At 68.2% G+C, this 24364-nt stretch carries 23 protein-coding genes; 8 read left to right on the top strand and 15 right to left on the bottom strand.

What is annotated here, in order from left to right; all coding sequences use genetic code 11:
* Positions 1-47: 47 nt before the first annotated feature.
* On the bottom strand, positions 48-923 hold the full coding sequence (locus ACK4FZ_RS00515) for a DMT family transporter (protein WP_409817811.1): 876 nt from the start codon (positions 921-923) through the stop codon (positions 48-50).
* 260 nt (positions 924-1183) lie between these two features.
* Positions 1184-3001 carry a gamma-glutamyltransferase family protein gene (locus ACK4FZ_RS00510; protein ID WP_409817810.1) on the bottom strand — a complete coding sequence of 606 codons (1818 nt, stop codon included), beginning with the start codon at positions 2999-3001 and terminating at the stop codon, positions 1184-1186.
* Positions 3002-3223: 222 nt separating this feature from the next.
* Between ACK4FZ_RS00510 and ACK4FZ_RS00505 the strand changes: the two genes are divergently transcribed.
* Positions 3224-3970: a pseudouridine synthase gene (locus ACK4FZ_RS00505; RefSeq protein WP_144371534.1), complete on the top strand. Its 747-nt coding sequence runs from the start codon at positions 3224-3226 to the stop codon at positions 3968-3970.
* 80 nt (positions 3971-4050) lie between these two features.
* Here ACK4FZ_RS00505 and ACK4FZ_RS00500 read toward each other — a convergent pair whose 3' ends face one another.
* The 7 genes from ACK4FZ_RS00500 to ACK4FZ_RS00470 all read right to left on the bottom strand — a co-directional run bounded on the left by ACK4FZ_RS00500 (position 4051) and on the right by ACK4FZ_RS00470 (position 10812).
* On the bottom strand, positions 4051-4815 hold the full coding sequence (locus ACK4FZ_RS00500; protein WP_409817809.1) for a MipA/OmpV family protein: 765 nt from the start codon (positions 4813-4815) through the stop codon (positions 4051-4053).
* A gap of 187 nt (positions 4816-5002) precedes the next feature.
* Complete coding sequence (locus ACK4FZ_RS00495) at positions 5003-5734, bottom strand: LytR/AlgR family response regulator transcription factor (RefSeq protein ID WP_409817808.1); 732 nt, start codon at positions 5732-5734, stop codon at positions 5003-5005.
* Positions 5731-6783, bottom strand: coding sequence for a sensor histidine kinase (locus tag ACK4FZ_RS00490; protein ID WP_409817807.1), 1053 nt, complete (start codon positions 6781-6783; stop codon positions 5731-5733). The genes ACK4FZ_RS00495 and ACK4FZ_RS00490 overlap by 4 nt, the downstream gene beginning before the upstream one ends.
* A gap of 9 nt (positions 6784-6792) precedes the next feature.
* Positions 6793-7986, bottom strand: a complete 1194-nt coding sequence (locus tag ACK4FZ_RS00485; RefSeq protein ID WP_409817806.1) for a hypothetical protein — start codon at positions 7984-7986, stop codon at positions 6793-6795.
* Between the two features lie 3 nt (positions 7987-7989).
* Positions 7990-8751: an outer membrane lipoprotein-sorting protein gene (locus ACK4FZ_RS00480; RefSeq protein ID WP_409817805.1), complete on the bottom strand. Its 762-nt coding sequence runs from the start codon at positions 8749-8751 to the stop codon at positions 7990-7992.
* A complete protein-coding gene (locus tag ACK4FZ_RS00475) occupies positions 8744-10120 on the bottom strand; it encodes an ABC transporter permease (RefSeq protein WP_409817804.1) in 1377 nt (458 codons plus the stop codon). Before ACK4FZ_RS00475 ends, ACK4FZ_RS00480 begins: the two co-directional genes overlap by 8 nt.
* Positions 10117-10812, bottom strand: a complete 696-nt coding sequence (locus ACK4FZ_RS00470; protein ID WP_409817803.1) for an ABC transporter ATP-binding protein — start codon at positions 10810-10812, stop codon at positions 10117-10119. Before ACK4FZ_RS00470 ends, ACK4FZ_RS00475 begins: the two co-directional genes overlap by 4 nt.
* 184 nt (positions 10813-10996) lie before the next feature.
* Between ACK4FZ_RS00470 and ACK4FZ_RS00465 the strand changes: the two genes are divergently transcribed.
* Both ACK4FZ_RS00465 and ACK4FZ_RS00460 read left to right on the top strand, forming a co-directional pair.
* Complete coding sequence (locus ACK4FZ_RS00465) at positions 10997-11485, top strand: MarR family winged helix-turn-helix transcriptional regulator (protein WP_409817802.1); 489 nt, start codon at positions 10997-10999, stop codon at positions 11483-11485.
* A 73-nt stretch (positions 11486-11558) separates the two neighbouring features.
* Positions 11559-12725, top strand: coding sequence for a cyanate transporter (locus tag ACK4FZ_RS00460; protein WP_409817801.1), 1167 nt, complete (start codon positions 11559-11561; stop codon positions 12723-12725).
* Positions 12726-12796: 71 nt separating this feature from the next.
* Here the strand turns inward: ACK4FZ_RS00460 and ACK4FZ_RS00455 are convergent, their stop codons facing one another.
* Positions 12797-13693, bottom strand: coding sequence for a LysR family transcriptional regulator (locus tag ACK4FZ_RS00455; protein WP_409817800.1), 897 nt, complete (start codon positions 13691-13693; stop codon positions 12797-12799).
* Positions 13694-13787: 94 nt separating this feature from the next.
* Here ACK4FZ_RS00455 and ACK4FZ_RS00450 point away from each other — a divergent pair, with 94 nt between their 5' ends.
* From ACK4FZ_RS00450 to ACK4FZ_RS00435, 4 genes are read left to right on the top strand one after another with little or no spacing between them, the layout of a single operon-like run.
* On the top strand, positions 13788-15233 hold the full coding sequence (locus tag ACK4FZ_RS00450) for an NADH-quinone oxidoreductase subunit L (protein WP_409817799.1): 1446 nt from the start codon (positions 13788-13790) through the stop codon (positions 15231-15233).
* Entirely contained in the window at positions 15226-17610 is a 2385-nt protein-coding gene (locus ACK4FZ_RS00445) for a putative inorganic carbon transporter subunit DabA (RefSeq protein ID WP_409817798.1), read from the top strand. Before ACK4FZ_RS00450 ends, ACK4FZ_RS00445 begins: the two co-directional genes overlap by 8 nt.
* Positions 17603-18409, top strand: coding sequence for a DUF6671 family protein (locus ACK4FZ_RS00440; RefSeq protein WP_409817797.1), 807 nt, complete (start codon positions 17603-17605; stop codon positions 18407-18409). Before ACK4FZ_RS00445 ends, ACK4FZ_RS00440 begins: the two co-directional genes overlap by 8 nt.
* Positions 18410-18419: 10 nt before the next feature.
* Complete coding sequence (locus tag ACK4FZ_RS00435) at positions 18420-19400, top strand: L-threonylcarbamoyladenylate synthase (RefSeq protein WP_409817796.1); 981 nt, start codon at positions 18420-18422, stop codon at positions 19398-19400.
* A gap of 112 nt (positions 19401-19512) precedes the next feature.
* Here ACK4FZ_RS00435 and ACK4FZ_RS00430 read toward each other — a convergent pair whose 3' ends face one another.
* The 5 genes from ACK4FZ_RS00430 to ACK4FZ_RS00410 form a co-directional block, all read right to left on the bottom strand.
* Positions 19513-19971: a molybdenum cofactor biosynthesis protein MoaE gene (locus ACK4FZ_RS00430; RefSeq protein ID WP_409817795.1), complete on the bottom strand. Its 459-nt coding sequence runs from the start codon at positions 19969-19971 to the stop codon at positions 19513-19515.
* A 1-nt stretch (position 19972) separates the two neighbouring features.
* Positions 19973-20227 carry a MoaD/ThiS family protein gene (locus ACK4FZ_RS00425; RefSeq protein ID WP_409817794.1) on the bottom strand — a complete coding sequence of 85 codons (255 nt, stop codon included), beginning with the start codon at positions 20225-20227 and terminating at the stop codon, positions 19973-19975.
* Entirely contained in the window at positions 20224-20739 is a 516-nt protein-coding gene (mobB, locus tag ACK4FZ_RS00420) for a molybdopterin-guanine dinucleotide biosynthesis protein B (protein ID WP_409817793.1), read from the bottom strand. The genes ACK4FZ_RS00425 and mobB overlap by 4 nt, the downstream gene beginning before the upstream one ends.
* Before the next feature lie 129 nt (positions 20740-20868).
* Positions 20869-21492: a helix-turn-helix transcriptional regulator gene (locus tag ACK4FZ_RS00415; protein ID WP_409817792.1), complete on the bottom strand. Its 624-nt coding sequence runs from the start codon at positions 21490-21492 to the stop codon at positions 20869-20871.
* The gene (locus ACK4FZ_RS00410) at positions 21492-22709 is read right to left on the bottom strand and encodes an MFS transporter (protein ID WP_409817791.1); all 1218 of its coding nucleotides are present in this window, start codon (positions 22707-22709) and stop codon (positions 21492-21494) included. Before ACK4FZ_RS00410 ends, ACK4FZ_RS00415 begins: the two co-directional genes overlap by 1 nt.
* Before the next feature lie 226 nt (positions 22710-22935).
* Between ACK4FZ_RS00410 and ACK4FZ_RS00405 the strand changes: the two genes are divergently transcribed.
* The gene (locus ACK4FZ_RS00405) at positions 22936-24300 is read left to right on the top strand and encodes a deoxyguanosinetriphosphate triphosphohydrolase (protein WP_409817790.1); all 1365 of its coding nucleotides are present in this window, start codon (positions 22936-22938) and stop codon (positions 24298-24300) included.
* Positions 24301-24364: the final 64 nt, after the last annotated feature.

The following is a 24364-nucleotide window of genomic DNA, read 5'->3' as shown; positions in this document are numbered from 1 at the left end:
TCACCTGGTTGGCCGCATGCTTATCACCCCAGTCCGCCTTGCCTCGCTCATCCTGCCGGCCGGCGCCGGCCAAACTGCCACTCGGTCAGCAACATCGCCAGCACAATCAGCAGCGCGCCGCACCAGTTGAACAGCGTCAACCTGTCCCCCGCCAGCAGATAACGGAATACGCCGCCAAATACCGGCTCCATCACGATGATCAGCGCAATCTTGTTAGGCGATGACAGCACCTGCGCCCGCGTCTGTACGAAAAACCCCAGCGCCGTACCCAGCAATGCAATCGGCAGCACGCTGTGCAGCAGCACGGGCATTTTGGGCCAAAGCAGCGAATGGTCTAGCGCAGCCTGGATGGCCGACAAGCCCGCTACCACCAGCAATTGCACCAGCGTGATGTTGAGCGTATCGGCCAGCTTGCTGGCACGCGACAGCACGATGACATGCACGGCAAAGCAGATGGCACACCCCAGCACCAGCGCATCGCCCAGCCGCAGCTGCATGTCAGATAGCGTGAGCATGGCCAGGCCAACGGCGGCCAGTAGCGCGCCGGCCAGCTGCTGCCGGCCAAGGGCAATACCCAGCCAGCGCCACGCCAGCAAGGGGGTGATGATGACAGCCAGCCCGGTAACGAAGCTGGCGTTAGACGCCGAGGTGTAACGCAAGCCCTTGGTTTGAAACAGGAACGCGGCAAACAGCGCCAACCCCGCCAGACCACCGCCCACCACATCGTGCCGCGACAGCGGTGTACGCCGCCACAGCCAGACAGGCAGCAGACACAAGGCAGCGATGGCAAAGCGCCAGGTATTGAATGCGGCATCGCTCAAGCTTTGCAGCGCAAAGTGGATGGCCGAAAACGACCAGCCCCAGAAAGCAGTAATGGCAACGAAAGCCCATTCCCACGCCACACGATGTCTACTGGTTGCCATATTGAGCGCCTCGTTGTCAGCTATCAGGATCACGCAGTGACAGACCGCTGCATGCCAGCCACCTTTTGCGTAGCGACCGGTTTAGCATTTTGGTGCTGGCAAGATGCCGACAACAAGGCTTCTATATGACAAATGCCATTAACGTAACCTGCAACCTGACAGGGTTTGCCAACCCGATAGCCGTAGTACACTGCCCACAAAACCAAACGGCCAAGCTGGGAACAGCTTGGCCGTTTGCGTTTTGGCACGCGGGCAAGCGCTTACTCGCCCATCACCACGCCTTCGCGGCGCGGGTCGGCGCCGCCGAAGAAGCCGTCAGCGGTACGGCCAATGGCCTGCAGACCGCTGGTCATCTCGGTTTCACGCACCTCGTGCTGGCGGGCTTTCAGCCAGTCCACGGTACTGGCCGGAAAGCGCTTTTCTTCCAGCATGGTGGGCGCGCCGGTGGCGCCGAAGTTGGGCAGGTTGATCGCCTGCTGCGCATTCATGCCCCAGTTGAGCATGCCGTACAGCGTCTTGGCGGTGTAGTGGATGATCAGCGCGCCGCCGGGGCTACCGCCGCTGATCAGCACCTGGCCGCTGGCCTTGTCGAACACCAGCGTCGGGCTCATCGAGCTGCGCGGGCGTTTGCCCGGCTCGACGCGGTTGGCGGTGGGCAGGCCACTGCTGTCGTTGGGGGCAAAGTTGAAGTCGGTCAGCTCGTTGTTGAGCAGGAAACCCCCCGTACCCTTGCCGCCGGGGTTCACCATCTGGCGCGCGCCAAACTGCGCTTCGATGGTGGTGGTCATGCTCAGCGCGTTGCCGTCGCGATCGATGATGCTGATGTGGCTGGTGCCGTACTCCGGCTGCGCCGCTGCCACGCCCAATGCGGTGCTCAGCACGCCGGGCTGGCCGGGTTGCGCGGTTTTCATGCTGTTGTCGCCAATCAGTTTGGCGCGGCTGGCCAGGTAAGCCGGGGCCAGCATGGTGTGCCAGCTGCCGCCAGGTGGCGCCACAAAATCGGGGTCGCCCACGTACTTGGCGCGGTCGGCAAAGGCTAGCCGCGAGGCCTCGGTGTACAGGTGCAGCCATTGTGGTGACGGCAACGGCTTGCCGTCCGCGCCCTGCGCCAGCGGCAAGCTGGCCGCCGGGGTGTTGGCCAGAATGCCCAGAATCTGCCCCACCGCGATCATGCCGCTACTGGGCGGCGGGAAGCCACACAGGCGGTAGTCGCGGCTGGCGGCGCGGTAGTCGCTGCACAGCGCGTCGCGCTTTTTGGGCTGGTAGGCCGCCAGGTCGGCCAGCGTCAGCTTGCCAGGGTTGGCCGCATGGCCCTGCACCTTGGCCACGATGGCTTGCGCAATACTGCCTTGCTGCAAGGCGCGGTTACCCTGGCGGGCAATGGCTTTCAGCACATCGGCGTAGGGCTGGTTTTTCAGGATGTGCCCTACAGGCCACGGCTGGCCGTCCGGCTGGTAAAAGTACGTGGCGGCGACCGGGTCCTGCTTCAGGAACGGGTCGGATTTCAACAGCGTGTACAGCCGCGGGCTGACGGCAAAGCCTTGCTCCGCCAGGCGGATGGCCGGCGCGAACAACTCGGCCCACGGCAGCTTGCCCTGCTCGCGGTGCGCCATTTCCAGCATCGCTACCGCACCGGGTACGCCCACCGAGCGGCCACCTACTACGGCGTCGTTGAACGCCATCGGTTTGCCGTCGGCGCCGATGAACAGTTTGTCGTCCACCGCCGCCGGCGCGGTTTCGCGGCCGTCGTAGGCACTGACTGCCTTGCCGTCAAAATACAGCAGGAAGGCACCGCCGCCGATGCCGCTGCTTTGCGGCTCTACCAGCCCCAGTACCATCTGCACCGCCACCGCGGCGTCGATGGCACTGCCGCCGGCGGCCAGCACCTGGCGGCCAGCGTCGGTCGCCAGCGGGTTGGCCGCAGCCACCGCGTACTGGCGCGTGGCCCAGCCGGTTTTTTCCTGGTAGCCGCTGGCGGCTTCCGGCTGCTGCGGCAGCGGGCTGTAGGTGAAGTGGCCAGGGGCGCTGGCGCAGGCGGCCAGCAGCAAGGACAGAGTGATGGTACGCAACGGTAGCATGGGTGATCCTCGTCGAGATGGCGCCACGGGGCGGCGGCGCCTGTTGTCATCGTGTTGTCATGCTAACCGCCAGCAAGCCGTGTGCCCAAGCCAGCGGCCAACATTTGCCACAGCCGCCCCGTAATGGGCGGCGCGCTGGCATTTTCTGGCGCCAAGGTGTGGCATCGCCAGCGCGACCATGCACTGTTACACTGCGCGCCTCCCCTTTTGCGGCCAACCTTCATGCTGACCATCCTGTACCGCGACGCGCACCTGATTGCCATCGACAAACCCAGCGGCCTGCTGGTGCACCGCAGCGAAATCGACCGCCGCGAGACGCGCTTTGCGGTACAGCTGCTGCGCGACCAGATCGGCCAGCAGGTGTTTCCGGTACACCGGCTGGACCGTGGCACCAGCGGCGTGCTGCTGTTTGCGCTGGATAGCGCCACCGCACGTCTGCTGAACGACGCCTTTGCCAGCCGCGCGCCGGCCAAGACCTACCTGGCGGTGGTGCGCGGCCACCCGGCCGACAGCGGCGACATCGACCACCCGATTACCCGCCAGCCGGACGAGCGCGAATACGTGCACGACAACGCCCAGCTCAACGCCCAGCCGGCATTCACCCGCTACCGCACGCTGGCGCGCTGCACGCTGCCGTTTGCCGTGGACCGCTACCCGCAAAGCCGCTACGCGCTGGTACAGCTGCAGCCGGAAACCGGCCGCCGCCACCAGCTGCGCCGCCACCTGAAGCACATTGCCCACCCCATCATCGGTGACGCCACCCACGGCAAAGGCGTGCACAACCGCTTCTTCCAGACCCAATACCAGGTTGGCCGCATGCTGCTACACGCCGCCGAACTGCAGATCACCCACCCGCACAGCGGCCAGCCGCTGACGCTGACCGCACCGCTCAGCGGCGACTTTGCCCGCCTGCTGGGCGAACTTGGCTGGGCCGGCGCGCTGCCGGCGCACTGGCTGGGCGAGGCCTGAGCGGCCGCTCTCGGCGCGCCGCCAGCACGTAAAAAGCCCCTGCCTGCGTGTGCAGACAGGGGCTTTGCGCTGCCGCCAGCTCAGAAGCGGTAGTGGATGCCCAGCGTACCCGTAACGGTGACGTTACGCTCAACCAACGGGCTACCGCTACGGGCGGTAGCGTCCCACTTCAGCGACGCCGGCAAGTGGCTGACCGACACGCGGGTCAGTACCGCCAGATGGCGGTTGAAGGCGTGGCGCCAGCTAGCGCCCAGCTGGTAGCGGGTGGCCGAGTCGGCCTTGTAGGCCGGCAAACCGCTGCGCGCAGCCTCGCTGGCGCTGACACCGGTGTAGTACTGCTGGTAGGCCTTGGGCAGATAGGTGGCTGCGGCCGACACCACGAAGGCGTCTTGCTGCGTGCTGAACGGCAGCACGTTCTCTACCGCCACGGTGGTCAGTGTAGCCTTATGACGGTTACCGGCTTCGTGCATGGCGTCCAGCGACAGCGTGGTGCGCGGGTCCAGCGCCCAGCTCAGCTCGCCGCCCACCAGCGCCCCTTGCTTGCGCTTGTCCAGCTGGCGCAGCGCGGCGATGTCGTTATCCTTGGGGTCGAACTCGTCAAATTCCCACTGCGCCTTGGCGGTGGCTGTCAGCTTGCTGCCCAGCGGCTGCTTCCAGCCCAGCTCCGGGCCCTGCACGTAAAACTGCTCGCCCTGGTAACCCAGCAACGGTATGGCCACAGCCCTGCTGTTCTCGCCGCGGTAAAGGGTGCTGCCGACCCCGGCGCCGATGCCGGCTTGCCAGTCACCCGCCTGTACCGCCATCGCGGCCAACATCAGGCCTACGCCTGCCATCCCCTGTTTCATGTGTGCTCCTTGCTCATCGATACGGTGTAAAACGATGTCGATCCTATAGAAATAGATTTACACCGCAAGCATTGTGCGACAAGTGACACCACGGCGCGACCAGCAGTTCCCAGCGTTCGCCACATGCAGCCGGCAAAAAACAGCACGGCAGGTTTCCCGTGCCGGGCTGTGGGGCAAGGCTGACAGGCTACATCTGGCGAAACTGCACCGCGTGGCTGCGCGATAAGGGCAGGCTGCGGCCGTCTTTCAGGATCACCTGCTGCCGGCCCAGCAGGTCGCGTTCGATGCGGCCAACCTGCGGCAGGCTGACGATGTAACTACGGTGAATCTGCGCAAAGCGCTGCGGGTCCAGTTGCGCCAGCAGCTCTTTCAGCGGCAGCCGGATCAGGTGGCGTTCGTGCGCGGTAACGATCTCGGTGTACTTGTCGCTGGCTTGAAAATACAGCACCTCGTCCACCGCAATCAGCCGCGTGGTGTCGCCCAGGCCGGCGTGCAGCCATTGCAGCCACGCGCGGGCGGGCGGCGCGGCCAACTGCGCCAGCACGGCGGCCAGATCGGGTGCCGGGCGGGTGTCACGCTGCAGCCGGCCGACGCACTGTGCCAGCCGCGCGTCGCTAACCGGTTTGAGCAGGTAGTCGACGGCACTGGCGTCAAACGCCGCCAGCGCGTACTCGTCGTAGGCGGTGACGAACACCACGCGGCTACGCGCTGCCGCCGCGGCCACCTGCAGGCCGGTCAGCCCCGGCATGCGGATATCCAGGAAGGCAATGTCGGGCTGCTCGCGTGCCAGCGCCGCTACCGCGTCGATACCGTTGTGTACCAAGGGCAGCACACTGCTGTCGGGCCACAGTGCCAGCAAGCGTTGCGCCAGGCTGGCGGCCTGCAGTGCTTCGTCGTCGGCGATCAGGATGCGGGTCATGCGTGGGGTTCCTTCAGCGGCAGGCTCAGCTCGGCCACCACGCCGTGCGGCTGCCGTGCATACAGTGACAAGGCGGCGCGCTCGCCGTACAGCGCGTGCAGGCGCTGGCGCACGTTGGCCAGCCCTACCCCGCTGCTGCCGTGGCCATCCGCCAGCCCCAGCCCGCTGTCGCTGACGCGCAGGCACAGGCGGCCGGGTTGTGCGATGGCTTCGATCAGCAGGCTACCGCCGGCCACCGCTGGCTCCAGCCCGTGCTGCAGCGCGTTTTCCACCAGCGGCTGCAACAGCAGCGGCGGCATCGGCAGCCCCAGCCAGCACTCGGCCACGTCGATGCGGTACTGCAAGCGTGCCTCGCCCATGCGCAGTTGTGCCAGCGCCAGCAACGGCATCACCAGCGCTAGCTCGTCGGCCAGCGTCACCTCGCGGCGGCGGGTGCGGCTAAGGCTGGCGCGCAGGTAGTCGTTAAGCAGGTCCAGCGCCTGCGTTGCCCGCGCCGGGTCGCTGCCGATCAGGCTGCGCAGCGTGGCCAGCGTGTTGAACAGGAAATGCGGCTCGATCTGCGCCTGCAGCAGCGCCAGCCGGGCGGCGGTTTCGGCCTGCTGCAGCTCGGCCTGGCGCCGGCCGGCGTCGGCCAGTAACGTCAGGTTGCGCTGGTGGTTGTAGCGGTAATAAAACAGGCTGGCCGCCGAGATGGTGACCAGCGCCATCATCGCGAACTTGCGCAGCTGCAGCGCCAGGTCGGCGCTACCGGCGATGCGCTCTGGCACCACGCCTGGCCACAGGCTGCTGGCCAGCGTAAAACCCAGCACCACCGCCAGCGGCATGCAGGCCAGCACGTGCCAGAACGCCACCCGCTCCACCTTCAGCGCGTAACACAGTAGCGAGGTGCTGCCCCACATCAGAAAACCGATGCAGTTGGACACCAGCAGGTTGAAGCCGAAATGCTCGCCTTCCGCCAGCAAGGTCACCAGCGTGGCGATGACGCCGTTGACCAGCAGCAGGAATGGCAGTTCGCGGCGCAAATCCACGCGCACATGGGGTCGGCTCATCACCCGGTCTCAATAGTAGAAGTTGCTGAAAAGCTGCCAGCGCAAGGCCTGGCTGCCGTAGTGGCTGCCCTGGCGGCCCAGGCCGCGCTCGGCGTTGACGCCTAGCGCCAGCCGGTCGCCCTGCCAGCGCAAGCCGGTGCTAAAAAACCGGCTGTCATCGACGCGATCATGCCGCAGCATGGCGGTGGCGACCAGCCCCGGGCGCAGAAAATCCTGCCACTCGGCGTGCAGGAACCACTGCTGCCGCGTGGGTGCCAGCGCCGCCTGCTGCGCTGCCTGGCGGTAACGGCCGTAGGCCTGCCCCTGCAACGCCGCCCAATCGGCCGCGGCCAGCGCCTGGCCGTTGTAGTGCCACTCGGCGTGCAGCGTCAGCCGCGTGGCGGCGGTGTAGCCCAGCCCCAGCACGCCCAGCGCCCGCCAGCGGCGCGCGCCGCCAGCGGCCAGATCGTGCCGCCGGCTGGCGCTGGCCTCGCCGTACACGGTGGTGGCGTCGCCCAGCAGCAGGCTGGCCGCCACGCCAGGCTGCAACGTTTCGCCGGCACCGCCGGCCAGCAGCCATTGCGTGCGCAGGCTGCCGCTGCCGGCCACGCTGGCTTGCAGCTGCCAGCGCTCGCGGCGGTTGCTGCTGCCCCAGTCCGGCGACCACGGTGCCGGGTTGGCCGCGCCGGCCAGCGCCGGCGCCAGCAACACGCCAACACTGCCACCGTCGTACAGCTGCTGGGCGCGCAGCATCACCACCCCCAGCCGGTTGTCGCGGGCGCTGGCCGGGTCGGTGCTGACGGCGGCACGCAGGCCGCTGTCGCGCCACACGTCCAGCGGGTTGAAGCCCAGCGCCACGCCGCCACGCGGGTTGATGCGGCCCACATCCAGCGCCTGCGCGGGCGACGGCTGCCAGCTGAGGTAGGCCTCCTGCAGCGAGTTCACCTGCGCCGGCCCGCCGGCCTGCGGCCGGAAGTCCAGCCGGTCGGCCAGCACTGCGCGCCAGCCGGGCTGCAGCACGCTGTCCAGCCGCACGCTGGCAAAGCCCTGCCACTGGCTGCCCTGCCAGCGCGACAGCTGCAACTGGCCGTGCAGCGGGCTATCGCTTTGCGGCTGGCTGACGGCGGCATCGGCCAGCGTCAGCGCGTCCAGTTCGGCGCTGGCATCGGCCAGCACCGGTAGCGGCATGGCGGCCAACAGCAGGCAAAGGGGCAAGCGCGGCATGGTCTACTCCGCCCGGAAGCGCGGCAGGTAGTCGCGCTGCAGCCAGGTTTCCGGGGTGTCGCGTGCCACCAGGTTGCCGATGCGCATCACGGTAATCCAGGCTGGGTCGAGACCGTCGATGATCACCGTCTCCGACGGCCGCTGCACGCCCAGTTGCAGCTGGTAGCGGCGGTAAAAGGCGGTTTTCAGCAGACGGCCACTGTCGCTGTAAAACTGGCCCTTAATCGGCCGGCTGTTGGCCGCGTCCACCCACAGCGTGATGCGCGGGTAGGTCACGTCGTCGTGGCTAGCCTGCAGCGCCAGCCGGTAGCTGGCACGGGTCTGGCGCTCGCCGTCCTGGATAGCCTCTTCGCCGTCCAGCCGGGCGCGGTAGTCGCGCGCCAAGTTGACCGTCATCACGTCGCCATTGGCAGCCTGGCCCAGCAGGCGCTGCTGCGGCGAGATGCGCACACTGGCCTTGCTGGCCGGGTCGTAGAACCACAGCTCGTTGCCGTTTTTCAGCATCAGCTTGCCGGCGTCGCGCAACGGCGCCAGAAAGCGGATCAGGTTGCGGTACTGGCCGCTGTCGCTGGCCGGGCGGGCATAGATCTGCAGCTGGGTCTGGCCTTGCTCGCGGCCGTTGCGGTACTCGATCAGCGTGTTGTCCAGCGAAAACGACTGTCCGGGGTTGCGGATGGCGTCGCTGGCGGCCAGCAGTTGCTGCGCGTCCGGCGCGGCCTGGGCAAGCCCGGCGGCCAACAACAGGGTAAACAGGAGGTTACGCATGACGCAGGGCCTCCACGATATCCAGACGGGCGGCGCGGCGGGCCGGCCACCAAGCCGACAGCACTGACAACACGATCAGGCCGACGGCAGTAGCCAGCAGCATGCCGTACTCGCCAGCCACGCGTACCAGCAGCGGGATGCGCTCGCTATTGCCCGGCGGCAGCCAGGTGAGGCCGCTGTGGTTGATCAGCCAGGCCAGACCCAGCGCCAGCAGGCTGCCCAGCAGCGCGCCGCTCACCCCCAGCAACAAGCCTTCGCTGACAAACAGGCGGCGGATACCGGCCTGACGCAGGCCCAGCGCGCGCAGGGTGCCGATTTCCACCGTGCGCTCCACCACCGCCATGCTCATGGTGTTGCCCACGGTAAACAGCACGATGGCGCCGATCAGCACCGCCACAAAACCGAGGATGGCGGCAAACATGCCGGTAATCTGGCCGTACTGCGGGTTGAGGGTGGCAAAGTCCTGCACCACCAGCGGCTGGCTACCGCCTTGCAGCAGCTGTGCCAGGCGGGCCCGCGCCGCCGGCATGTCGCTGCTGTGGCGCAGCTGCAGCACGATGGCGCTGACCTGCGGCGCGCCCTGGCCGTACACCAGTTGCTGCGCCTGCGTCAGGTGCAGCTGCACGCTGATGTCGTCCAGCGCCTTCACGCCCTGCTGCTCGGCTTTCACCACCTGCAGGCTGGCCACATTGGGCGCGCCACTGGCACGCGCTGCCAGCAGCTCGATCTGCACGCGGCCAACGTTGGCCGCCGGCGCGGCAACCGGCAAGGCCGCCAGGTCGGCCGGCATGGCCTTGCCCTGTTGCTGCTCCGGCAGCGGCTGCGGGCAGTCCTGCACCTGCAAGGGGCCGCACAGCTGCAGCACGCGTGCCACGCCGGTGCCCACCACTGCGGCGTTGGGTGCGGTGCCGGTCAGCGCCACGCTGCGTTGCGGCAGGCCCACCATGTGGTAGTCGTTCCACTGTTTCAGCCGGTTTTGCCCGGCCACGTCCACGCCTCGGCCGTACACGGTGCGCGACACGCCGGCGGCAAAGTTGCCGGCAATGCCGCCCAGGTCCAGCACCGGGGTCACCACTTGCAGCAACGGCGCCAGTTGCGGGTCGGCCTGCAGGGTGTGCATCAGCTGCATGTAGTCACGAATGCCGTAGGCAGCCGGGTTGCCACTGCCAAACAGGAAGTAGTCGCGATGCTGGATCTGCAAATGCCCGCTAGCGCGGACGAAGTCGGTTTCCAGGCCCAGGCGGATGTTGCGGTCGTAGCCGCCAAAGATGAGCACCGCCACCACGCCGACGATCATTGCCAGCAAGGTGGTGAGCGTGCGGCGGCGGTTGCGCACCAGGTTGCGCGCGGCCAACTGTAGCGTGTTCATGCGGCCTCCTTCACGGCGGCGGGCGCCTGTAGCTGGCCGTCGCGCAGCAGCACGGCGTGGTCGGCGGCGGCCAGCAGCTGCGCGTCGTGCGACGAGAACACAAAGCAGGTCTGGTACTGGCGCTGCATGTCACGCATCAGCGCGATGATGGCGGCGCCGGTGTGGCTGTCCAGGTTTGCCGTGGGCTCGTCGGCCAGCACCAGTGCCGGGCGCAAGGCCAGCGCGCGGGCAATGGCCACCCGCTGGCGCTGGCCGCCGGACAGCTGGCCCGGCAGGTTGTCCGCACGGTCGGCCAGGCCTACCGCGTCCAGCAGCTCGGCGGCACGGCGGCGGCGCTCGCTGGCGGCCACGCCGGCCAGCAGCAGCGGGTATTCCACGTTTTCGCGCGCGGTCAGCACCGGCAGCAGGTTGAAGTGCTGGAACACGAAGCCGATGTGGCGGGCGCGAAAATCGCTGAGGCGGTTGTCGTCCAGCGTATCCAGGCGCTGGCCGGCTACAACGACATGGCCGCTGTCGGGGCGGTCCAGCCCGCCCAACAGATTGAGCAAGGTGGACTTGCCGCTGCCCGACGGGCCGCTGAGGACGGTAAAGGCGTTGGCTGCAATACGCAGGCTGACGCCGCGCAGCGCGGGAACCTCCACGCTACCCAGCCGGTAATGGCGGCTGAGGTCGACAACTTCGATGGCTGACATGATGCGCTCCGGTGACAGGAATGCTGCCAGCGTAGCCCTTTGCCCGGCCAGCGGTAGCCGCCTGCGACGAACGGTTGCCGCGCCGGATGAACGGGGCCGGCCGGCGACGAACGGCAGCATGGCGCGACGAAAAATAGCTTCCCCGGAAGTGACTTCTGCGGAAGTTTTGCCTACACTACGCGCCATGGACCAGATCGACCGCATCATTGCCGAATGGCAACTGACCCAACCCTCGCTCGACACCACCCCGTTGGCGGTGCTGGGGCGCATTGCGCGCCTGATGGGCTATTTCGAGCAGGTACGCGACAGCGTGCTGGCGCAACACCAGCTGAAATACGGCGAATTTGACGTACTGGTGACGCTGCGCCGCCAGGGCACGCCGTACACGCTGAGCCCCACCCAGCTGTCGCAATCGCTGCTGCTGACCAGCGGCGGCATCAGCAAGCGCATCGACAAGCTGGAAAACGCCGGCCTGGTGGAGCGCCTGCCGGACGACGCCGACCGCCGCGGGGTGATGATCCGCCTGTCGCCGGCGGGCCTCGCCAAGGTAGACGCCGCGCTGACCCCGCATACCGACGCCCAGCTCGACCTGCTGGCGCACCTGCCCGCCGACGAACGGCAAGCGCTGGCCGCCCTGCTGCAACGCTGGCTGACCGCGCTGGAAAACCGCTAACCCGCTTTTGCTTGATACATACCGTCAGGCTGCGCGCGGCCTGACGGCGCGTGCTGCCGATGGAGGAACACCCATGCCATCCCAGACACGCCTGCTTACCCTGCTCATCCTGCTATGCGGGTTGAACCTGCGCCCCATCCTGGCCGCCACCGGCCCGCTACTGGAGCCGCTGCGCGCGGCCACCGGCCTCAGCTTTGGCGGCGCCGCCCTGCTCACCACCCTGCCCGTGGCCATGATCGGCCTGTGCGCCTTTGCCCTGCCGCTGTTCCGCCGCTGGCTGGGCAGCAAGGGCGGCATTCTCAGCGGCGTGCTGCTGATTGGCGCCGCCTGCCTGCTGCGCCTGCTGCCGGACACCACCAGCCTGATGCTGTCGGCCGCACTGGCCGGCCTGGGCATTGCCATCGTGCAGGCGCTGGTGCCGGCGCTGATCAAGCAGCACGGCGGCCGCCATGTGTCGCTGATGATGGGCCTGTACGTTACCTCCATCATGGGCGGCGCCACGCTGGCCGCTGCCAGCACACCCTGGCTGGGCAGCGCGCTGGGCTGGAGCCAGGCGATGGCGCTGTGGGCGCTGCCGGCGGTGCTGACCGCGCTGCTGTGGCAATGGCGCGCGCCGGCCGACTGCCAGCAGCACGCTGCCGTGCCCAGCCATATCGGCCGCCTGTTCGGCCGCCGCCGCGCTTGGTCGCTGGCACTGTACTTCGGCATCGGCACCGGTGTGTACGTGTGCACGCTGGCGTGGCTGGCACCGTTCTTTGTGTTCCTCGGCTACAGCAGCCAACAAGCCGGCCTGATGCTGAGCTACATGACCGCTTTCGAGGTCGCCACCGGCCTGCTGCTGCCGTTGCTGGCCGCCCGCCACAGCGACGCCCGCCCGTGGCTGCTGGCGACCCTTGCGGCCAACCTGCTGGGTTTGGCCGGCCTGGCCTGGCTGCCGGGCCAGCACAGCCTGCTGTTTGTGGCGCTGCTGGGCGCCGGCATTGGCGGCCTGTTCCCGCTGACCATGATCCTTACCCTGCAGCACGCCGACGACCCGCACACCGCCGGCGACCTCACCGCCTTCGTGCAGGGCGTGGGCTACCTGCTGGCGGCGGTGGCGCCGTTTGCCGCCGGCTGGCTGCGCGACCTCACCGCCAGCTACGCGCTGTCGTGGCAGATGCTGGCTGGCACCGTGCTGCTGCTGTTACTGATGACGCTCAGCTACCACCCGGCGCGGCTGCGCAGCGCGCTGCTGGGCTAGTACCGAGCCCACGTTACAAGGCCCCGGCCCGCATACTGCGGGCCGGGGCCTTGTGGCTTGTACAGGCTGCCTCAGCCCTGCCCTGCTGCGGCAAAGCGGTCGAACAGCGCCTGCAGCCGCCGCGTCTCGAAGCGCTTGCGCACGGTAATGGCGTAGAAGGTTTCCTCCACCCCCGGCACCGCGGCGTACAGCTGCAGCACGCCGCGGTCCAGCTCGTCTTTCACCACGATGGCCGGCAGCACCGCCAGCGAGCCGGAATCGCGCGCCAGCAGCCGTAGCATGGCCATGTCGTCCACCTCGGCGTGGATGCGCGGCTGGATGCCCAGCTGCTCGCACATCAGGTCGAATCGCACGCGGATCTCGCTCTTGGCGCTGGGCACGATCAGCGGCTGCTGCGACAGCGTGACCGCCAGGTCCGGCGCCGTGTCGCCGTCGCGCGGCGGCCCCACCAGAAACACCGCCTGCCGGTCCAGCGTGCGGCAACGCCACGGGTGCTTGTCGTCGGCAATCACCGGGCGGTTGCTCAACACCACGTCCAGCTCGTAGCTGCCCAGCCGCGCCAGCAGGCTGTCCAGGTCGCCGGCTTCCAGCACCAGCTTTACCTCGCGGCTGGCCAGCACCGGCTGCAGGAAGTTTTCCAGGAAGTTGCGCGACAGCGTGGACACGCTGCCGATGCGCAGCGTGCTGCCGCGCCAGCCGTCGCCGTCGTGGGTGGCGGCCAGCAGCTCGTTGCCCAGCGAAAAGATGGCCTCGGCGTAGCGCATCACCTTCACGCCCATGTCGGTCAGCAGCAGCTTGCGCCCCTCGCGCAGAAACAGCGGCGTGCCCAGCTGCGTTTCCAGCTGGCGGATCTGCGACGACAGCGCCGACTGCGAGATATGCAGGCGCTCGGCGGCGCGCGTCAGGTGGCCTTCGCTGGCCACCGACCAGAAGTAGTACAGGTGATGAAAGTTGAGTCGATTTATCATTCTATTTAACCGAACAATTACAGCGTTTTAATGTATTTTACCGAACGCTTTTTTGCGTGCACAGTGCCGGCTATCGATTTTCGGGATGTTTTCCATGTCTGCACTGCTTGTTTCACATCATCTGCTGGCCGTGCTGTGGCTGCTGCCGGCGCTGCTGCCGCTGGCCGACGCCCGGCGCTGGCAGCTGGCCACCGCCTGCGGCTGGGCCGGCAGCGCGCTGGCGCTGGGCCTGCTGCTGTACGGCGATAGCGTGGCCGCGCCGCTGTTCCAGCTGCTGATCCAGCTGCTGGCCTGGGTGGTGCTGCGCTTTGCCCGCCGTTACCTGCAGGGCGAGCCCGGCCAGATGCGCTTTCTGCGCGCCGCAGGCTGGCTGCTGGCCGGTGCCACGCTGGTGGTGGCCAGCCACGACTGGCTGACACTGCTGGCCGGCTGGGCCATCACCAGCCGCGCGCTGCACACGCTGCTTACCTACTACCCCGATAGGCCGCAGGCGCTGCTGGCGGCGCGGCGCGAGGCGCTGGCCAGCCGGCTGGCAGAAGGCACGCTGCTGCTGGCGGCGCTGCTGATGGTGGCCAGCACCGGTTCGCTGCTGCTGGCCGACGCCGGCACCACGCTACACGGTGCGGCCAACCTGGTGCGCGGTGTTGCAGCCTTGCTGGTGGTGCTGGGCGTGGTGATCAAGACCGCACTGCTGCCGTTCCACGGCTGGCTGACGCAGGTGATGGAGGCGCCAACGCCGGTGTCGGCCTTCCTGCACGCCGGCGTGGTGAACCTGTCCGGCGTGGTGCTGATCAAGCTGGCCGGGCTGTGGCAAGCGGTGCCGGCGGCAGCCATGCTGCTGACGGTCTGGGGTGCGCTCACCGCCGCGCTGGCCAGCTGGGTGATGCTGACGCGCATCAGCATCAAGCTGCGGCTGGCGTGGTCCACCTGCGCGCAGATGGGCTTCATGGTGCTGGAGTGCGGCCTGGGCCTGTACTCGCTGGCGCTGCTGCACCTGGCCGCGCACTCGGTCTACAAGGCGCACGCCTTTCTGAGCTCCGGTAACCAGGTGCGGCACAGCATCCAGCACCCGGCCATGGCAGAGCCGCGCGCACCGTGGTGCCACCTGCTGCAAGGCGCCGCCGGCGTGGCCGCGCTGCTGGCCAGCATTGCGCTGTGGCACACGCTGGCGGACGAGGTACCGGCGCCGCCGCTGCTGCTGACCGCCATCATCGGTCTGGGGCTAGCGCCGCTGTTTGGCAGCCTGGCCGGCGCCGCCGCCGCCCTGCTGCTGTGTCAGCTCTACCTGCTGCTGCACACGGTGTTTGCCGGCCTGCAAGGCGACGCCGCGCACGCCTTCGTGTGGCTGCAATGGCTGCTGGCCACCGCGTTTGCCGCGCTGTACCTGCTGCAAGGCTGGCTGCAATGGCAACCGCACCACCCGCTGTCGCGCCGTCTGTACGCGCTGGCCTTCGGCGGTTTGTATCTTGATGAATGGTGGACGCGCCGTAGCCAGGCGCTGGCCCGCCGCCTTACCCCCGCAGGAGCACGCCATGACTGACCGCTTCCCGCCAGGCCACGCCACGCTGGCGCAGGCCGACGCCCTCCACGACGCGCTGGGCCGCATCGCCCCGGCCTGGCCGCTGGACAGCCAGCTGGCCAGCTCGCCGTACTGGGGGCTACAGCAGCGTTCCTTTGCCGACGCTGCCGGCCTGCTACAGCAGTTGGCCGCCAGCCCGCTGCACATGCCGCTGGCGCATTACCGCAGCCAGCTGCAACAGGGCGAGCTCACGCTGGCCCACCTGCAAGCCGCACTGCACGACTACGGCGTCGCCACCAGCGCCAGCGCGTGGCTGGCCAGCCAGCACGATGCGCCTGCCGCTGCCCCGCTGCCCCTGCAAAGTGCGCTGCGCGGCGACGGCGCCGGCCACCACGGCCTGCAGGACTGGCGCAGCGTCATCGTGCAACAGGTAAGCCAGTTTTGCGCTGCCTGGTTCGACCGCCACCAGGCCGAATGGCAGCCGGACCGCCAGCGCTGCCTGTACCAGGCCTGGCGCGACGACATGGCGCTGCAGCCGGTGCCCACGCCGGATAACGCCCTGGCCACCCGCATCCGCCGCGATATCGGCGCGCTGCCGGCCGACGCCGACAGCATGGTGGCGCTGGCGCTGGCACAGCTGCAACCGGGCAGCACCTGGCTGGCCGACTGGCTGCACGCGCTGCTGCTGCGCAACGGCGGCTGGGCCGCGTGGTGCCGCTACCTGGGTTGGCAACAGCAACTGCAAGGTGGCGACGAGCGCAGCCTGCACGGGCTGCTGGCCATCCAGCTGGCGTGGGAATGCCTGCTGGACGACGGCCAGCGCCACACCGGCACCGTATGGCAGCGCTGGCAGCAACAGTGGGACAGCGCCTTTGCCGCGCCGGCCACGCTGCCGGCCGGGCTGATCTGGCAACGCGCTGCCGAGCACGCTACCCATCGCCCGCTGCTGCAACAGTTGGCCGCCGCCAGCCGCCAGCCGGCCACCGCGCCGGCGGCCAAGCCCGGCCGCGTGCACGCCGTGTTCTGTATCGACGTGCGTTCCGAGGCCATGCGCCGTGCGCTGGAACAACAGCTGCCCGGCTGCAGCAGCAGCGGTTTTGCCGGCTTCTTCGGCCTGCCGCTGGCCATCCACGGTGGCGATGCTGCCGGTCAGGCACGCCTGCCCGGCCTGCTGGCGCCGCAATGGGACGCCACCTTGCCAGCCGCGCCGGCACGGCTGGACAGCTGGCAGCATTTCGAACGCGCGCCACTGTCGTCGTTCACGCTGGTGGAAAGCACCGGCCTGGCCAAGCTGGGCAAGCTGCTGCGCAAGAGTTGGCCGCGCCGCGCCGCCGCCCGGCTGAGCCAGCTGGACCCGTGGCTGGCGCGCGACGCCGACGCCGCCCGCCTGGCCGCCACGCCCGACCTTGACACCGTCTGCCAGCAACTGTTGCGCCTGCTGCCGGCGATGGGGCTGGGCGAGCCGCTGCCCGACACCGTGCTGCTGGTGGGCCACGCCAGCCACAGCAGCAACAACCCGCACGCATCCAGCCTGCAATGCGGTGCCTGCGGCGGCCACGGTGGCCACCTGCACGTGCTGCTGCTGGCCGGCTGGCTGAACCGTGACGACATCCGCCAGCAGTTGGCCGCACATGGCTACGCCATCCCGCCGCTGACGGTGTTCCTGCCGGCGCTGCACCTGACGCACAGCGACGAGCTGCAGCTGCTGCCGCTGGCCGACCCGGCGCCGCTGCTGGCAGAACGCGCCAGCGCGCTGGCCCCGCTGCTGGCCGCCGCCGGCAGCAGCGCCCGCCGCGAACGCGCCCGCCAGCAAGGCGAAGCCATACCCGCGCACGACCCGCTGCCGGCACTGCGCGAGCGCGGCCACCACTGGGCCGAAACGCGGCCGGAATGGGGGCTGGCCAACAACGCCTTCTTCATCGCCGCGCCACGCGCGCTTACCCGGCAGCTAGAGCTGGGCGGCCGCGCCTTCCTGCAGGAATACCACTGGCAGCAAGACCCCGACGGCGACACGCTGGCCGGCATCCTGGCCGGGCCGCTGGTGGTGGCGCACTGGATCAACATGCAGTACTTCGCCGCGGTGGCCGATCCGGTGCGCTTCGGCAGCGGCAACAAGGTGCTGCATAACGTGGTGGGCGGCCGCATCGGCGTGTTCGAGGGCAATAGCGGCGATCTGCGTATCGGCCTGTCGCAGCAATCGGTACACGACGGCACCCGCTGGCGGCACCAGGCGCTGCGATTGGCGGCCTGCATTGCCGCGCCGGCCGGGCATATCGATGGCGTGCTGGCGCGGCAGCCGCAGCTGGCCCGCCTGGTGGCCGGCGGCTGGTTGCACCTGTACGCCGTGCACGACGGCCAGCTACAGCGCAAGCACGGCGACGGGTGGCAACATGAGTGAACGCGCCACCCTGCTCACCCGCCACGGTAAGGCCGCCGTCATCGCCCCGCCGCTGGCGGCCATCGGCTGGCAGGTAACGGAGTACGACGGTTTCGATACCGACAGCCTGGGCACCTTCAGCCGCGACATCCCGCGCCACGGCAGCCAGCGCGACGCCGCGCTGTACAAGGCGCAGCTGGCCTGCCAGCTGGGCGGCAGCCACTACGGCCTGGGCAGCGAAGGCAGCGCCAGCGCCGACCCGTGGCTGGGCAGCCTGCCGTGGGGGCGCGAGCTGATCGTGTGCTGGAACGCCGAACGCGGCTACGCCATCGAAGCCTGGGCCGACGGACCGGCGCCGTGGTACCGGCGCTGGACGCTGGCCGACGCCGCCGCGCTGGCACCCGCCCTGCAGCAGGCCGGCCACCCCGCTACCGGCGTGATGCTGCAACTGCCGGGTGACGCCGGCTGGCTGAAAGACGCCGACGCCGCCACGCTGCAGCAGGCGCTGGACGCGGCCAACCTTGCCAGCCCGGCGCTGCTGGAAACCGACCTGCGCGCGCACCGCAACCCGGGCCGCATGGCGCTGATCGGCCGCTGCGCCGAGGCACTGGCCAGCCGCCTGGCCAGCCACTGCCCGCAATGCCACGCCCCCGGCTGGCACGCCGCTCGCCCGCTAGCGGGTGCCGCGTGCGCCGACTGCGGCGCGCCAACAACCCAGCCACGCGCCTGGCAGTGGGCCTGCCCCTGCTGCGGCCATCACCATGAACAACCCTGCACCGAGCCGGCGTCGCCGGCACAGTGCGATTTATGCAACCCTTGAGTAGCAAACCATGCAATACCTGACCGATTCTGCCGCCGACCTCGACACCGCCGCCCAGCTGCTGGCTGCCGGCTTGCAGGTGGCCATCCCCACCGAAACCGTGTACGGCCTGGCCGCCGTGGCCGACCAGCCCGACGCCGTACGCGGCATTTTCAGCGCCAAGGGCCGCCCGGCCGACCATCCGCTGATCGTGCACTTGCCGCAGCTGGACCACCTGACCCGCTGGGCGAGCGACATTCCGCCGCTGGCGTACACGCTGGCCGAACGCTTCTGGCCCGGCCCGCTGACGCTGGTGCTGAAGGCCGCACCGGGCGTATCGCCGCTGGTGAACGGCGGCCAAAGCACGGTGGCCGTGCGCTGGTCGTCGCACCCTGCGCTGCAGGGCATCCTGAGCCGGTTAGGCCGCGCCATCGTGGCGCCGTCGGCCAACCCGTTCGGCCAGATCAGCCCCACCTGCGCCGCGCACGTGCAGCAGCACATGCAGGGCCGCATCGCCGCCGTGGTAGACGGCGGGCCGTGCACGCTGGGTATTGAATCCACCATTCTCGACCTGTCCGGCGCGCAGCCCACCATCCTGCGCCCCGGCAGCATCAGCGCCGAGCAGCTGGCGCCGCTGCTACAGGTCGCCCGCCGCCCGGCGCCGAACGCGCCGCGTGTGCCCGGCGCCCTGGCCTCGCACTACGCACCGCGCACGCCGTGCTTTAGCGTTAGCGCCAGCGCGCTGGCAGGGTTGGCCGCAGCGCTGCCGCAGAGCGCCGTCATCCATCACGGCGCGCCGCTGACCAGCGCCGGCTGGCAACGCTGCCTGCCGGCCGATGCCGACGGCTACGCCAGCCAGCTGTACGACGCGCTGCACGAGGCCGACCGCAGCGGCTGCGCCCGCATTCTGGTGCTGCAGCCGCCGGCAGACAGCGCCTGGGACGCGGTGCGCGACCGCCTGCAACGCGCCAGCCAGCCGTGGGCAGACCGAGAGGATCAAGCGCAGGCCTGAGTACGGCACAGCGGGGTTGGCCGCCAGCGCTAACGCGCCGGGTGCCACGGGATGATCAAAGATGTGACAAGGGCCTGCCAGCACACCGGCAGTGTGGCGCCCAAGCCGTGGTTCAGGCCCAGCGCGCGGCGGCGTCGCCGTCGCTGGCCTTGGCGTCCACCCAGCGCTGGCTGCCGTCGGCAAAGTGTTCGCGCTTCCAGAACGGCGCTTCGGTTTTCAGGTAGTCCATCAGGAAGGCCGCGCCAGCGAACGCCGCCGCGCGGTGGCCGGACGCCACCAGTACCAGCACGATACCCTCGCCCGGCGCCAGGCTGCCCACGCGGTGAATGACCCGTACCGCCGTCAGCGGCCAACGTGCGGCGGCGTCCTCGGCGATGCGACGGATTTCGGCTTCGGTCACGCCCGGGTAGTGCTCCAGGAACAGCGCCGTCAGCGGGATGGCGGCGTCGTGGCCGCGCACCATGCCCTGGAACGTCACCAGCGCGCCGGCGTCGCCGGCTTGCGCACGCAACGCCGCTTCTTCGGCGCCCAGGTCAAACGGCGCGGTCTGGATGGTGATGTCGCAATGCATGTCAGCCCCCCGTTACCGGCGGCAGAATGCCGACTTCCGCCCCGACCGGGATGTCGGCGTCGCCGCGCACGATCTGCTGGTTGACCACCACACGGAACACCTGGCCCTCGGCCAGCGCGCCGGCCCACGCCTCGCCACGGTCGCGCAGTTGCGCCAGCAGCTGGCTGGTGCTGCCGCCAGCCCAGTCCAGGGTTTCGTCGGCGTGGCCGACGGCGTCTTTCAGACGGCCAAAGTACAGGATGCGGATGCTGCTCATGCTTGTTGCTCCCGCCAGCGCAGCACAAAGGCGGCGATGGCATCGATATCGTTGAGGTCGAGTTGCGGCACCGCCAGCGCCGGCAGGGCGACGTCGCTGGCGACTGCCAGAATGTCGGGATCGTCCGGCTGCAGCAAGGCCTTGCCCAGCGCCGGGCGGTGCACTTCCAGCTTGGGCACGGCTAAGCACTTCTGCCCTTCCAGGATCACCAGGTCTGCCGGCTGCAAGCGCGCCAGCTGGGCGGCGAGGTCCAGCGGCGCGGCCAGGTCTTCGTAGACCGCCACACCGCGATCGCCCAGCAGCATTACCTGCGCGGCACCGGCAGCGCGGTGGCGGTAGCTATCCTTGCCCGGAGTATCGAAATCGACAGCGTGGTGGCTGTGCTTCACCACCGACACGCGCAAGCCGGCTGCGGCCAACTTGGGCAGCAGCTGCTCCAGCAACGTGGTCTTGCCACTGCCGGACCAGCCCACCACGCCCAGAACCGGGCTGTGCACAGGGGAATGAGACATACTGGGTAGCTGCAAGATTAAAACACCAAGATAACAGTCTGACCGTAGCCGGGTAAGCCCCGGCAGCCACTTGCTGATGAGGCTAGCAACCGGCACTGCCAGCAAGCTGACAAGCGGGCGCCTACCGTGTCAATCGGCGGCTAAGGGGGTGATGCGGTAAACGCAGCGCTGGCCACCCTGTAGCAAGTGCGCTTCGCGGCGGACTTCGGCCAGCGGCAACAAGGCAGCAAACTGCTGCAGCTCCGAACGGCAGAAGCCCTGGCAGGCACGCGCCGCGGCACAGATCGGGCAGTGGTTTTCTATCAGCAGCCAACTATCGCCGTCCTGGGTCAGCTCGGCCATATAGCCCTCGTCACTGCGCATTTGCGCCAGACGCTGTAGCCGCGCCGGCAGGTTGGCCGCAGCGGCCATGCCGGCGCGGTACACCGCCATGGCCTGTTGTTCGCGGGCGGTAATCAAGGCCTCCACCGCCGCTTCGCCCGCCGTTTCCCGCAACAAGACCAGCAACTGGGCGGTCAACTCGCCATGCCGGTCCGGAAAGCGGGCGTGCCCGGCGTCGGTCAGCTGCCAGTAACGCGCCGGGCGCCCCTTGCCCGCCGGCCTGTCTTCACTACACACCAGGCCACGCTGCTGCAACGCCTCCAAATGTTTGCGCGCGCCCATACTGGTAAGCTGCAGCAACTCGGCCAGCGTTTGTGCGGTCTGCTCGCCGCGGGTTTTCAGCAGGTACAGTACCTTATCGACACCAGCCATCACGCCTCCCTCCCGCTACGCAACAAACGATTGAGCATGATCACCGCCAGCAGGCACATGCAGCCACCCAGCGCGATGGTAAGACGAGTGTCCAGCAAGGTCAGCAGGCTGCCCAGAATGGCAATCGTCACATTGCTGATACAGAAAATGGTACTCAGCAAACCCATCACGCTGCCCTGCCCGTACGCCGCAAAGCGCTCGGCACACCAGCTCGGCAACACCGCGTTGTAGATAGCCAGCGGCAAACCCAGCACGATCATCAACCACAAGCCGGCTGCCGGCGGTAACGCCGCAAACAGCAGCAAACCCAAACCTAGCATTACCGCCTGCTGTCGCGCGCGCCGCAGCGGGTCGGCCCCCATGCCCAGCTTGCCCACCAGCGTGCTGCTCAGCGTCATCACCAGGCACAAGCCGGCGGTGACCCAGGCAATGCCGGTACTGTCCAGCCGCGCAAACTCCACCAGCCACAGCGGGTAAAACTCGTAAAAAGCGTTGACACCCAGCGCGAACACCAGCTGCATCCAGAACAGCGCCGCCAGCGTGTGATCCTGCCGCAGCAGGCGGAAAGCATGCTGCTCGCGCACGGTGGCCAGTACCGATTTGCCGGCGAGGCCGGTGATGGCACCGGTTTCCGGCAACACCCACAGCAGGATGGCCAGACAAGGCAGTAGCGTCAGCGCGCCGATCATGAACGGCACCGGCTCGCCCAGCGGCAAGGTAAAGCCGCCTATCATCGGCCCCACCAGCCAGCCCATGTACAGCACCGCGTTCAGGATGGCAAAGCTGCGCGCGCGATCAAGCTGCGGGTGCAGGTCGGCCACGATGGCCCGCGCCACCGCTACATTGCCCTCGGTCACCCCGGTCAGGAAACGGGCAAAGGCAAACAGCCAGTACCAGCGCATATGCAAGGCCCACGCAGTCAGCAGATAGCCCAGCAAGGTCAGCGTCAGCGTAGCCAGCAGCACGCGGCGGCGACCCAGGCGATCGGACAGCGCGCCGATGAAGCTGCTGCCCAGCAAAATGCCCAGCGGGTTGGCCGCCAGCGCAATGCCCAGCAACAGTTTGGGCGGCAAGCCAGCGAAGTGGTTGAAACCATCGGCTGGCGCATCCACGAAGATGGGCGCCAGAATGGGGTAAGGCATAGCCACGCCGGCCGTGCTCATCAAGGCCACCAGGCAAATAGCCAACAGGATCAGTTTGGGGTGTGCAGCAGTCATCGGCGGCTTTCGCCGGCACAGGCCGGCTATATCGATAAATACAGGCTACGCTTGTTTGGCTAATTAAGTAAACAATTTTATTTATTTAATACCACTTCACCGCATACAAGCACCGGCCTGCCTTACGCGCAAGGCCGCAGCGCCAGCAATGCAGCCTACGGCCAACCTTACAGCCCGGGCCGCGATTCTGGCATCATGCCGTCACCCCCTCTTGCAAGGCATGATCATGAGCACCGACCGCATGCACTGGCCGCAACTGCTGTCCACCCGCCGTTTCAAGGTGGCCGGCGACGATATCCGCGAAACGCGCACCCCTGCCACGCTGGAAGGCGCAGCCGGCTTGCGCAGCGATTTCCACATCGACCACGACCGCGTGGTGTTTTCCAGCGCCTTCCGCCGTCTGGGGCGCAAGACCCAGGTTCACCCGCTGGCGCCGAACGACCACACCCACAACCGGCTCACCCACAGCGTGGAAGTGGCCAGCGTTGGCCGCAGCCTGGGCAACCGTGTAGGCGCGATGATGCAGGCGCAGGGCCTGCTGCCGGACGGCTATACGCCGTTCGATATCGGCGGTGCGGTGCAAGTGGCCTGCCTGGCACACGATATCGGCAACCCGCCGTTCGGCCACACCGGCGAGGACGCGCTGCGCGAGTGGTTCCGAGACCCGCGCCACGCGGCGCTGCTGGCTGGTTTGAGCGACGCCGAACGGCATGACATCCAGACCTATGAAGGCAACGCCCACGGCCTGCGCATGGTCGCCAGCCTGGAGATGTACCAGGGCGAAGGCGGCATGCGGCTAACCAGCGCCGCCCTCGGCGCGCTGATCAAGTACCCGTGGACATCAGACGCCCCGCGCGCGCAGGCACGTGGCAAATTCAACATCTACCGCACCGAGCTGCCCTATTTTGAACGCGTCGCCGCCGAGCTGGGCCTGCTGCGCAAGGGCGAACGCGAATGGTGCCGCCACCCGCTGTCCTACCTGATGGAAGCAGCCGACGACATCTGCTACGCCATCCTCGACCTGGAGGACGCGGTCGAAATCGGCATTCTGGACGTACGCGAGTTCGAAATGCTGTTCAGCCACTTCGGCGAAACCGAACGCGTCTGGCAAACCCAGGACATCAGCCAGAAATGCGCCATGCTGCGCGGGATAGCGGTTGGCCGCTGCGTGGCCGAGGTGGCCGAGAAATTCATGCTGCACCAGGACACGCTGCTGGCCGGCACCTTCCCGGGCAAAGACCTGATCGACGTCTGCGCGCCGGACATCAAACAAACCCTGCAGGACGCCAAGGCGCTGGCCAGCCAGAAGGTGTACCGCCACCGCACCAAGCTGGTAACCGAGCTGGCATCCTACCCTTGCATCGCCACCGTACTCGACGTGCTGGTGCCGGCCGTGCATGCCCGCATCAGCGGCGGCGAGGCCGCGCTCAGCCCGCGCCAGGCACTAGCATTAGGGCTGCTACCGCGCCCGCTGCACGATGACCAGACCCTGTACCAAGCCTATATGGGCGTGCTGGATTACATCGGTGCAATGACCGACAACTACGCGGCCAACCTGGCACGCGAGATTTCCGGCGTCGGCATCTTGTGAACCCGTACTGGCGAACAGCCTGTTCGCCAGCCCATCGCCAGACCAAGGGTAAACCCTCGCCCGC

It is taken from the genome of Vogesella sp. (assembly GCF_046297735.1).
Lineage (GTDB): Bacteria > Pseudomonadota > Gammaproteobacteria > Burkholderiales > Chromobacteriaceae > Vogesella > Vogesella urethralis.
The sequence above is the reverse complement of the archived record's forward strand: the minus strand, read 5'-3'. Positions and strand labels throughout refer to the sequence as shown.

Bases quoted from the DNA above. Each gene is read 5' to 3' on its own strand.
- ACK4FZ_RS00460 (WP_409817801.1), top strand. From the start codon at position 11,559: ATGCCATCCCAGACACGCCTGCTTACCCTGCTCATCCTGCTATGCGGG.
- ACK4FZ_RS00490 (WP_409817807.1), bottom strand. From the start codon at position 6,783: ATGAGCCGACCCCATGTGCGCGTGGATTTGCGCCGCGAACTGCCATTC.
- ACK4FZ_RS00445 (WP_409817798.1), top strand. From the start codon at position 15,226: ATGACTGACCGCTTCCCGCCAGGCCACGCCACGCTGGCGCAGGCCGAC.
- ACK4FZ_RS00455 (WP_409817800.1), bottom strand. From the start codon at position 13,693: ATGATAAATCGACTCAACTTTCATCACCTGTACTACTTCTGGTCGGTG.
- ACK4FZ_RS00495 (WP_409817808.1), bottom strand. From the start codon at position 5,734: ATGACCCGCATCCTGATCGCCGACGACGAAGCACTGCAGGCCGCCAGC.
- ACK4FZ_RS00505 (WP_144371534.1), top strand. From the start codon at position 3,224: ATGCTGACCATCCTGTACCGCGACGCGCACCTGATTGCCATCGACAAA.
- ACK4FZ_RS00470 (WP_409817803.1), bottom strand. From the start codon at position 10,812: ATGTCAGCCATCGAAGTTGTCGACCTCAGCCGCCATTACCGGCTGGGT.
- ACK4FZ_RS00440 (WP_409817797.1), top strand. From the start codon at position 17,603: ATGAGTGAACGCGCCACCCTGCTCACCCGCCACGGTAAGGCCGCCGTC.
- ACK4FZ_RS00475 (WP_409817804.1), bottom strand. From the start codon at position 10,120: ATGAACACGCTACAGTTGGCCGCGCGCAACCTGGTGCGCAACCGCCGC.
- ACK4FZ_RS00465 (WP_409817802.1), top strand. From the start codon at position 10,997: ATGGACCAGATCGACCGCATCATTGCCGAATGGCAACTGACCCAACCC.
- ACK4FZ_RS00500 (WP_409817809.1), bottom strand. From the start codon at position 4,815: ATGAAACAGGGGATGGCAGGCGTAGGCCTGATGTTGGCCGCGATGGCG.
- ACK4FZ_RS00480 (WP_409817805.1), bottom strand. From the start codon at position 8,751: ATGCGTAACCTCCTGTTTACCCTGTTGTTGGCCGCCGGGCTTGCCCAG.
- ACK4FZ_RS00425 (WP_409817794.1), bottom strand. From the start codon at position 20,227: ATGAGCAGCATCCGCATCCTGTACTTTGGCCGTCTGAAAGACGCCGTC.
- ACK4FZ_RS00410 (WP_409817791.1), bottom strand. From the start codon at position 22,709: ATGACTGCTGCACACCCCAAACTGATCCTGTTGGCTATTTGCCTGGTG.
- ACK4FZ_RS00510 (WP_409817810.1), bottom strand. From the start codon at position 3,001: ATGCTACCGTTGCGTACCATCACTCTGTCCTTGCTGCTGGCCGCCTGC.
- ACK4FZ_RS00450 (WP_409817799.1), top strand. From the start codon at position 13,788: ATGTCTGCACTGCTTGTTTCACATCATCTGCTGGCCGTGCTGTGGCTG.
- ACK4FZ_RS00485 (WP_409817806.1), bottom strand. From the start codon at position 7,986: ATGCCGCGCTTGCCCCTTTGCCTGCTGTTGGCCGCCATGCCGCTACCG.
- ACK4FZ_RS00515 (WP_409817811.1), bottom strand. From the start codon at position 923: ATGGCAACCAGTAGACATCGTGTGGCGTGGGAATGGGCTTTCGTTGCC.
- ACK4FZ_RS00435 (WP_409817796.1), top strand. From the start codon at position 18,420: ATGCAATACCTGACCGATTCTGCCGCCGACCTCGACACCGCCGCCCAG.
- mobB (WP_409817793.1), bottom strand. From the start codon at position 20,739: ATGTCTCATTCCCCTGTGCACAGCCCGGTTCTGGGCGTGGTGGGCTGG.
- ACK4FZ_RS00415 (WP_409817792.1), bottom strand. From the start codon at position 21,492: ATGGCTGGTGTCGATAAGGTACTGTACCTGCTGAAAACCCGCGGCGAG.
- ACK4FZ_RS00430 (WP_409817795.1), bottom strand. From the start codon at position 19,971: ATGCATTGCGACATCACCATCCAGACCGCGCCGTTTGACCTGGGCGCC.
- ACK4FZ_RS00405 (WP_409817790.1), top strand. From the start codon at position 22,936: ATGAGCACCGACCGCATGCACTGGCCGCAACTGCTGTCCACCCGCCGT.